At 26.4% G+C, this 9,627-nt stretch carries 9 protein-coding genes; all 9 read left to right on the forward strand.

Annotated features, from left to right (window positions below):
- The first annotated feature begins 290 nt into the window (after positions 1-290).
- Positions 291-1,394 (forward strand): glycosyltransferase family 4 protein, encoded by a 1,104-nt coding sequence (locus KO488_RS13365; protein WP_216059315.1) that lies wholly within the window; start codon positions 291-293, stop codon positions 1,392-1,394.
- A gap of 42 nt (positions 1,395-1,436) precedes the next feature.
- Positions 1,437-2,270 carry a UTP--glucose-1-phosphate uridylyltransferase GalU gene (gene galU, locus KO488_RS13370; protein WP_216059316.1) on the forward strand — a complete coding sequence of 278 codons (834 nt, stop codon included), beginning with the start codon at positions 1,437-1,439 and terminating at the stop codon, positions 2,268-2,270.
- Complete coding sequence (locus KO488_RS13375; RefSeq protein ID WP_216059317.1) at positions 2,271-3,476, forward strand: glucose-6-phosphate isomerase; 1,206 nt, start codon at positions 2,271-2,273, stop codon at positions 3,474-3,476. It abuts the gene before it with no gap.
- A gap of 13 nt (positions 3,477-3,489) precedes the next feature.
- Entirely contained in the window at positions 3,490-4,752 is a 1,263-nt protein-coding gene (locus tag KO488_RS13380) for a hypothetical protein (RefSeq protein WP_216059318.1), read from the forward strand.
- A 15-nt stretch (positions 4,753-4,767) separates the two neighbouring features.
- Positions 4,768-5,874, forward strand: a complete 1,107-nt coding sequence (locus tag KO488_RS13385) for a glycosyltransferase family 4 protein (RefSeq protein WP_216059319.1) — start codon at positions 4,768-4,770, stop codon at positions 5,872-5,874.
- Positions 5,875-5,978: 104 nt separating this feature from the next.
- Positions 5,979-7,034 carry a glycosyltransferase gene (locus KO488_RS13390; RefSeq protein WP_216059320.1) on the forward strand — a complete coding sequence of 352 codons (1,056 nt, stop codon included), beginning with the start codon at positions 5,979-5,981 and terminating at the stop codon, positions 7,032-7,034.
- Between the two features lie 124 nt (positions 7,035-7,158).
- Positions 7,159-8,193: an SDR family oxidoreductase gene (locus KO488_RS13395; protein WP_216059321.1), complete on the forward strand. Its 1,035-nt coding sequence runs from the start codon at positions 7,159-7,161 to the stop codon at positions 8,191-8,193.
- Between the two features lie 10 nt (positions 8,194-8,203).
- On the forward strand, positions 8,204-9,454 hold the full coding sequence (locus tag KO488_RS13400) for a nucleotide sugar dehydrogenase (RefSeq protein ID WP_303572659.1): 1,251 nt from the start codon (positions 8,204-8,206) through the stop codon (positions 9,452-9,454).
- 3 nt (positions 9,455-9,457) lie between these two features.
- Positions 9,458-9,627 (forward strand): sugar phosphate nucleotidyltransferase (locus KO488_RS13405; RefSeq protein WP_216058792.1); only part of this gene is annotated, 170 nt, incomplete at its 3' end.

Below are 9,627 nucleotides of genomic sequence, written 5' to 3' on the forward strand. Positions count from 1 at the left end.
GTGAAAGATCATCCATCTCTTCAGTCTTACATCAAATGTTTTTGATATCGTTCGTCTGTTTTTGGACGGGAATTATAGGAGATTTCTTTTACTTTGTCAAGGGGTATTACTTAAATGTAGTTTAAATTTTGAAATTTATGTTTTTAGTGTAAAAAAAATATTTTACTCTTTATATCATTCTATAAATTTAGGTAAATAGTATTGTAACTGAGAAGTAACAATACTTACGATAAAATAAGAAAGTTTATATTATAATTATATTAATAAAATTTATACAAGGAAGCATAAATTTGAACATAACTCTCATATTTTTTTGTGTCGTGTTAGCGATTATTACTTATATTTCTATAAGTAAATTTATAAATGTTGCTAATAAATTTGGTCTAATCGATATTCCCAATCATAGAAGTTCTCACCAAGAACTTATTCCTAGAGGTGCTGGAATAGTTTTCGGTTTTATATTTTTACTTGGACTTTTTGTATATGAATTTCAAAATTTTAGTGAGATGAAACTAACTTTTCTTTCTATTTTAATCATCTATATAGGTGGATTTTTAGATGATAGATATACTCTTAATTCTTCTAAAAAACTTGTATTTATAATAACTGCTTCAGTTATTGCATATTTTGCTGGTTTTCAACTTGATTATATAGGTACTTTTTTTGCTTATGATTTCAATCTTGGTTATTTATCAATATTTGGAACTATATTTGTAATCGTAGCTTTAACAAACTCTATAAACTTAAGTGATGGACTTGATGGTTTAGCTGGTTCATTGTCTATTATAATACTTACATCTTTATTTATCATCGGATATATTTATGATGATCATATTCTTATAGTTTGGCCTGCCTTATTAATCTCTATTCTTGTAGCTTTTTTACTTTTAAACTGGCATCCAGCTAAAGTATTTATGGGAGATAGTGGTTCTTTACTTTTAGGTTTTGTTATCTCAATATTAAGTATTCATGCTATTGAGTATATCAATCCTATATCAATTTTATTTTTAGCTGCTGTTCCTGTTCTTGATACATTAATTGTATTTAGAAGAAGAATACAAAGAGGAAAATCACCTTTTACAGCTGATAGAAACCATCTTCATCATATTTTAAATAATATCAAGCAAGATAAAGCATATACTGTTAAAATGCTGTTACTTATGCAACTAGCTTTTGCTGTTATGTTTTTACAAATTTATGAGCAAGATGAGATGCTAAACTTAGTTACATTTATACTATTATTCTTAATCTTTTTTAATCTTTTTGATCCTCGAGCTAGAAAAAGAGGAAAAGATGCGAGACTGAAAAAGAAATATCTAAAAGAGAAAAAAAAGAAAAAAGATCTAAAAGAAAAGATTGAAATACTAGAAAAAGATAAAAACATAAAGATATGAGAAGATTTACTAAATAAATTATTAAAATAAAGGATAGAAAAGATGATAAAAAAATGTTTATTTCCTGCAGCTGGATATGGCACAAGATTTTTACCTGCAACAAAAGCAACACCAAAAGAGATGTTACCAGTACTTACAAAGCCACTTATTCAGTATGGTGTTGAAGAAGCTATTGAAGCTGGGATTAATACTATGGCAATAGTTACTGGTCGAGGTAAAAGAGCTATTGAAGATCATTTTGATATATCTTATGAGTTAGAACATCAAATCAAAGGTACAAGCAAAGAACCCTATCTTACAGAAATAAGATCTGTGATAAATAGCTGCACTTTTTCATATACAAGACAAATAGAGATGAAAGGTCTTGGTCATGCAATTCTTGCAGGTGAAACACTTATAGGAAATGAACCATTTGCTGTTGTTCTTGCTGATGATTTGTGTGATGCTAAAAAAGGTGTTCTTTCTCAAATGACTGAACTTTATAAAAAGTATCAGTGTTCAATAGTTGCAATTGAAGAAGTTCCAAAGAGTGAAACGAATAAATATGGTGTAATAGCTGGAAACGAAATTGAGCCAGGAATTTTTATGATAAAAGACATGGTTGAAAAACCAGAGCCTAAAGATGCACCTTCAAATCTAGCTATTATTGGAAGATATATTTTAACTCCTGACATCTTTGATATTATAAGAACTACAAAACCTGGAAAAGGAGGAGAGATTCAAATAACTGATGCACTATTGACACAAGCAAAAAAAGGTATGGTTTTAGCTTTTAAGTTTGATGGTACTAGATTTGATTGTGGAAGTATTGACGGGTTTGTGGAAGCAACTAATCACTTCTATAATAAATCAAAGAAAAATGAGAGTAAAAAATAGATGCAATACTTAAAGAATTTTTATCAAATCAAATCAAATGCAGATATATTTGCTAAGATATCAAAAGAGAAAGAGACTATAGGATACTATGATCTTGCGTTCCAAGACACTTCAGCTATCAAAGAATATGCCAAAACTGTACGACAACAAGATATTGTAGTTATTGGTATTGGTGGGAGTTCTTTGGGAACTTATGCTATTCATAAGTTTTTACAACACAAAGAAAATAAGAAGAAACTTCACTTCTTAGAATCAACTGATCCTTTAGATTTAGAAAGAAGAGTATCAAAAATAGATTTAAATGATACACTTTTTATAATCATCTCTAAATCAGGTACTACAATAGAAACTGTGAGTATTTTAAAATACTTATCTAGTATCACAACACTTAATAAATCAAATACTATTTGTATAACAGAACATGATAGTAAACTAAATGATTTTGCAAAAGCAAACGATATGAAAACTTTTGAAATACCTAAAAACGTAGGTGGAAGATTTTCAGTATTTTCTACAGTAGGACTTGTTCCTCTTTCTATCATGGGTTTAGATATAGATAAAATTTTAACAGGTTGTAAAACTATTTATACTGACTATTTTGAAAAAGGCGAATACTATAAATCTATCATGGAAAAAGCTAGATTTATGGTAGAAAATAAAAACAAGTTTAATATAAACGTAATATTTTCTTATTCATCACTTCTTGAAGGTTTTAATAAGTGGTATGTTCAGTTATGGGGTGAGTCTTTAGGAAAGATAAATATAAATGGAACTAAACAAGGTCTAACTCCAATAGGTCTGATTGGTCCTGTAGATCAACACTCATTTTTACAACTAATTATGGAAGGTAAAAGAGATAAGACGGTTACTTTTATAAAAGTAGGAGATTTTGAAAATGAGCTTACTATTCCAGATATTTCACTTCCAGGACTTGAAGAACTTAACTATATAAATAATATCAAGTTTAAAAATATCATAAATGAACAAGCAGACGCAACAATAGAAGCTATAGAGCATATAAAAGACATACCGTGTGATGTTATCACAATAGAAGCACAAGATGAATACAACATAGGAAAACTTATGTACTCATACGAACTACTTACTTCAATAGTAGGAAGCTTTGTACAGATAAATACATATGATCAACCAGGTGTTGAAGCAGGAAAGATTATACTTAAAAATAAATTGAAAAAAACAATCTAATTTAAATAGATATATGAGAATAACTTCTATTTTACAATATAATATTTTATCTTTGATAAACGTATTAATTGGGTTTATAGTTATTCTTTTACTTGGTAGAAAATTTGGTGCAAATATCCAAACAGATACTTACTTTATATCTTTAGTTATAATAAGCTATTTAAGTTTATTTATTGATATAATTTGGTCAGCTTTTAAACAATATTACATTGAAATTAAACTAAAAGACAAACTACTGTCTAACAAAATGTTTAATATTCTATTTAATAATATAATTATTGTTTCTATTTTGATTATTATATCTTACTTCTTAGTAACTAGTAACTTTGAAATAATTTCAAAAGAGAAAAAAGTATTTTTAGATGTATTCATTCTTTTTATACTTATTAGGAATTTAATTAATTATAATAAAGTTATATTAAATTTAGAACATTACTTTACACAAGGATATGTTGTTGAATTACTAATAAATTTAACTAACCTATTTTGTATAATATTTTTCTTGAACAATTCGATAGTAGTCATCGCATATTCTACATTATTAGGAAGTGGTATAGCCTTATTTTATCAATTGTATTTAATATATTTCAAATTAAAGATACCTTATGATTTTGTTTTTTTCAAAAAAGAGATTCTTAATACAATTTATAAAAACTCTTTAAAATTAAATATTGGGGGAATGCTTTATTTGACTAAAGACCTGCTAATAATAAATGTTTTGACAAGCTATGGGAATGGAGTTTATTCATTATTTAGTTATGCATATAAATTTATTTCTGTGATTCTTCAAGTTGTTAATGCGCCTATATTTAATATATTTGTTACAAATACAACTCATTTAATAGCAAAAAAACAATATGCTTTAATAGAAAACAATCAAAAAATAATACGTTTAAAACTAGTTTTATTTTATATATCTTCAAGTATAATTACATATTTAATTTTACCTTATATATTAGAAAATATATTTGCAAATAAGTTTACGAGTAGAGAAATAAGAAGTATTCAAGAAATTTTCATCTTATTAACAATAACATATTTAATTGTGACATTAGAAGGACCTTGTTTAACAGTAATTAATATATTTAAAAAATACAATTATATTTTATTTACAAATTTTGTATTTGCAATTGTAATGTTAATTGGTTTTTTAATTTTTCGTTTTTTAAAATTAGAATATACTGAGTTTTTTATATTTTTAATAATTGCACAATTATTTAATTACCTATTATATTCATACAAAAATAAAAGAATTTTAAAGGAAATAAATGAATAATAAAAGTTATATATTATGAAAATAACATTTGTAATAGGAAGTATGGATGGTGCTGGGGCTCAAAGAGTACTTGCAACTCTTGCAAATTATTTATCTTCAAATGGATATGATATCACTATTCTTACTATTAAAAATAAATGTGCATATTCTTTAAATAAAAATATTAAATATAAATCTTTATTAAAAAAAAAGGGAAAGATAAAAGAATCTATTCTAAAAAAAGTTTTCCATAGATTGATATATCCTTTTTTATTATATAAACAATTAAAAAAAGAAAAATCTGATATCCATATATCATTTTTAGTAGATTTAAATAAACATATGATTTTATTAAGTAAAATGCTTAAGGTACCTGTAATCGCCAGTGAACATACAAATTTCAAAGCTGATATGAGTTTTATATCTTGGATAGAAAGACGTTTTATTTATAAGTTTGCTAATGCCGTAACCGTTTTAACAAAATATGATTACAATAACTATTATTCAAAATTTTTAAATAATGTATATATAATGCCAAATCCTTTATCTTTTAAGCCAATTGATACAGTTAAGGTTAGAAATAAGAATAAAATTATTCTAGCCGCAGGTAGTTTAAATAGGTGGGAAATAAAAGGATTTGATAATTTATTAAGGATTTTTGCAAATGTACAAAAAAAACATTCTCACTGGAAATTACACATTGCTGGAGAAGGAGAAAAAGGATTAAAATATTTAACTCAACTTTCTAAAGAATTAGAAATAGAAGATTCTGTAGTTTTTCTTGGTTTTCAAACTACTATTAAAGAAAGAATGAAGGAATCATCTATTTTTTTACTTACTTCAAGGTATGAAGGGTTTTCTATGGTTTTAGTTGAAGCAATGTCACAAGGATGTGCATGTATCAGTTTTGACTGTATTGCTGGGCCTTCTGAAATAATAGATCATAATTATAATGGGATTTTAATTGAAGATCAAAATACTCTTAAAATGGAAGAAGAAGTAAACAAGCTGATTGAAACTCCAAAGAAAAGAGAAGAATTAGCTCAAAATGCAATCAAAAGCCTTGATATTTTTTCAGTTAAAACCATATCAGAAAAATGGATAAGCATCATAGACAAAATTAGTACTACTAAAATCATATAATAATCTACTGACGTAAAATAAAAGTTAATATGTTATAATATTATATTAACTAAGAGAATACAACTTTGGATTTATTTTATTAATACCCAATTCAAGGATTAAAATTGAGAAAAATTAATACAATACAGCTTGTCACTGGTTTAGGTATGGGTGGTGCAGAAAAAGTTGTTTATGATTTATCTCGATATGCTGACAAATCAAAATTTAATACTTATGTTATATCTCTATCCAATAAAACTGAAAGATTAGAACAGTTTTTAGATGCTAAAATCAATACAACAGTTTTGAATAAAGATAATTCTATACTTAATTTAATTAATATGATAAAAGAGTTAAACTTATTTATAAAAGAAAATAATATACATATATTACATGCTCATATGTCACATGCTATGATATTAGCAACCCTATTAAAGCTTTTTAATCCAAAAATAAAAATCGTAACAACATCTCATAATCTTAATATTGAATCAAAATTTAGAGAATTTTTTTTATTTATTACTAAATTTTTAAGATATAAAGATATTGTATTTTCAAAAGATATTTTAAAATATTTTTATAAAAATGATTATGAAATAGTTCCAAATGGGATAGATATTAAAAGCTACAAAGTAGAAGTTCAGAAAAACAATAAATTTACATTTCTTTCTATTGGCCGACTTGAAACAGTTAAAAACCATAAAATTTTAATAGAAGCTGCAAATGAATTAAAAAATAAGTTTGATTTTGAAATACATATTGTAGGAGATGGTTATTTAAGATCAGATTTACAAAATTTAATTGACAAATATAAATTAAATAATATTGTCAAATTATTAGGGATGAGGAGAGATATACCTATATTATTAAACAAAGCACATTGTTTTTTAATGCCATCACTTTGGGAAGGTTTACCTATTGTTCTTTTAGAAGCTGGATCTAGTAAATTACCTATAATCTCTACTAAGGTAGGAAGTATTCCTACACTTTTAGATAATGATAACTCATATTTAACAGATTTAGATAACTTTTCTTTTTATATGAATAATGTATTTAAGAATTATTTAGAAGCATCAGAAAAAGCAGAAAAACTTTTTATTAAAATACAGAAGGAATATTCAATAGAAAAGATTGTCAAAAAACATGAACATATATATATTGATACAGTGGGTGATTTTTAATATGTGTGAAATAATAGACTATTCAAATAGTTAATTAAATAAGGAAAAAACTAATTAATTAATATAAATAAGACATTTTTTTGATATAATGCATTCCTTAATATAATGCAAAAGGAATATTTTATTGAATTATAAAAAAATACAACAAATACTTAAAGAAAAACCAAAAACATGGCTAGTTACAGGATGTGCTGGTTTTATAGGTTCAAACTTAGTTGAAACTCTTTTAACTCTAAACCAAAAAGTACTTGGTTTAGATAACTTTGCAACAGGTCATCAATATAATCTTGATCATATAGAAAAATCTGTTTCTAAAGAGCAATGGGAAAATTTTTCTTTTACAAAAGGTGATATTTCAGATTATGAAACTTGTATAAATGCCACAAAAGGTGTAGATGTAGTTTTAAATCAAGCTGCATTAGGTTCAGTTCCAAGATCTATTGATAATCCAGTAATTTCAAATAATTCAAATGTTACAGGTTTTTTAAATATGCTAACAGCTGCAAAAGAAAATGGCGTAAAAAGATTTGTTTATGCTTCATCTTCTTCTGTTTATGGTGATTCTGAAGAGTTACCAAAAGTAGAATCACGAACAGGAAACTTACTATCTCCATATGCTGTTACAAAATATGTAAATGAATTATATATGGGCGTATTTTATAAATGTTATGGTTTTGAATCAATTGGTTTAAGATATTTTAATGTATTTGGAAAAAGACAAGATCCAAATGGAGCATACGCAGCTGTTATGCCAAAATGGATTTCACAAATGTTAAATGGTGAAGATGTATATATAAATGGTGATGGGGAAACATCAAGAGATTTTACATATATAGATAATGTAGTTCAAGCTAATATTATGGCAGGAACTACTACAAATACAGAAGCATTTGCAAAAGCATATAATACAGCAGCAGGCGGAAGAGAAACTTTAAATAATCTTTTTAATGCAATTGCTACAGGATTAAAAGAAAAACTACCTGAACTAGAAGTGCAAGAACCAATTTACAGAGATTTTAGAGCTGGAGATATAAGACACTCAAATGCAAATATAGATCAAGCAAAAGAACTTCTAGGATATGAACCAACTCATAACTTAGAAGAAGGTTTAAAAGAATCACTAGAATGGTATATAAATGATATAAAAGGAAACAAATAAAATGGCAAATATGAACAATAGTAAAATATGTATAATCGGACTTGGTTATGTAGGTCTTCCTTTAGCTCACGCATTTTCTTCAAAATATGAAGTTGTTGGATTAGATATCTATCAAACAAGAATAGATGAACTAAGTCGTGCTTATGATAGAACACTAGAACTAAATGAATCTCAGCTTCAAGAAGCTATTGATAATAATATCAAATTTACTTGTAATATAGAAGATATAAAAGATTGTAATGTTTATATAGTTACAGTTCCTACTCCTATTGATAAAAATAAAAGACCCGATTTAACTCCTTTGATAAAAGCAAGTGAAACTATTGGTAAGGTTCTTAAAAAAGATGATATCGTTATCTATGAATCTACTGTTTATCCAGGTGCTACTGAAGAAGATTGTGTGCCGGTACTAGAAAAGTTTTCAAACTTAAAATTCAATATTGACTTCTTTTGTGGATATAGTCCAGAGAGAATCAATCCAGGTGATAAAGAACATACAGTTACAAAGATTTTAAAAGTAACAGCTGGTTCAACTCCTGAAATTGGTAAAAAAGTAGATGCTTTATATTCTTCTATAATTACAGCAGGTACTCATCTTGCACCTACTATTAAAGTAGCAGAAGCTGCAAAAGTTATTGAAAACTCTCAAAGAGATATTAATATTGCATTTGTAAATGAACTATCAATTATCTTTAATAAACTAGGCATCAATACAAATGATGTTTTAGAAGCTGCAGGAACTAAATGGAACTTCTTAAAGTTTAAGCCTGGACTTGTTGGTGGACATTGTATTGGTGTTGATCCATACTACTTAACTCATAAAGCACAACAGATTGGATATAACCCTGAGATTATTTTAGCAGGAAGAAGACTAAATGATAATATGGGTATCTATGTAGCTAACCAAGTTATTAAACTTATGATTAAAAAAGGTCATAAAATAGAAGGTTCAAAAGTATTGGTTCTTGGAATCACTTTCAAAGAAAATTGTCCTGATATTAGAAACTCAAGAGTTATTGATGTAATAGAAGAACTTCAAGAGTTTGGTTGTGATATAACGGTATCTGATTATTGGGCTGATAAAGATGAAGTAAAACGTGAATACAATCAAAACTTAGATAATAATGTAAATTATGATGATTATGAAGCTATTGTAATGGCTGTTTCTCATGATAAATACAAAAACTTAGAGTTTTCAAACAAAAATCAAGTGATTTATGATATCAAATCTATTTTAAAAAATAGTGATGGAAGATTGTAAGAAATGAAAGGAATAATACTAGCGGGAGGAAGCGGAACAAGACTATACCCCATCACAAAAGGTGTAAGTAAACAACTAGTTCCAATCTATGATAAACCAATGGTATATTACCCACTTTCAGTTTTAATGCTTGCTGGAATAAAAGAAGTACTTATTATTTCAACTCCAACAGA

Origin of the sequence: Poseidonibacter lekithochrous, from assembly GCF_018861145.1 — a bacterium.
Classification (GTDB): Bacteria; Campylobacterota; Campylobacteria; order Campylobacterales; family Arcobacteraceae; genus Poseidonibacter; species Poseidonibacter lekithochrous_A.

Bases quoted from the DNA above. Each gene is read 5' to 3' on its own strand.
- galU (WP_216059316.1), top strand. From the start codon at position 1,437: ATGATAAAAAAATGTTTATTTCCTGCAGCTGGATATGGCACAAGATTT.
- KO488_RS13375 (WP_216059317.1), top strand. From the start codon at position 2,271: ATGCAATACTTAAAGAATTTTTATCAAATCAAATCAAATGCAGATATA.
- KO488_RS13380 (WP_216059318.1), top strand. From the start codon at position 3,490: ATGAGAATAACTTCTATTTTACAATATAATATTTTATCTTTGATAAAC.
- KO488_RS13385 (WP_216059319.1), top strand. From the start codon at position 4,768: ATGAAAATAACATTTGTAATAGGAAGTATGGATGGTGCTGGGGCTCAA.
- KO488_RS13400 (WP_303572659.1), top strand. From the start codon at position 8,204: ATGAACAATAGTAAAATATGTATAATCGGACTTGGTTATGTAGGTCTT.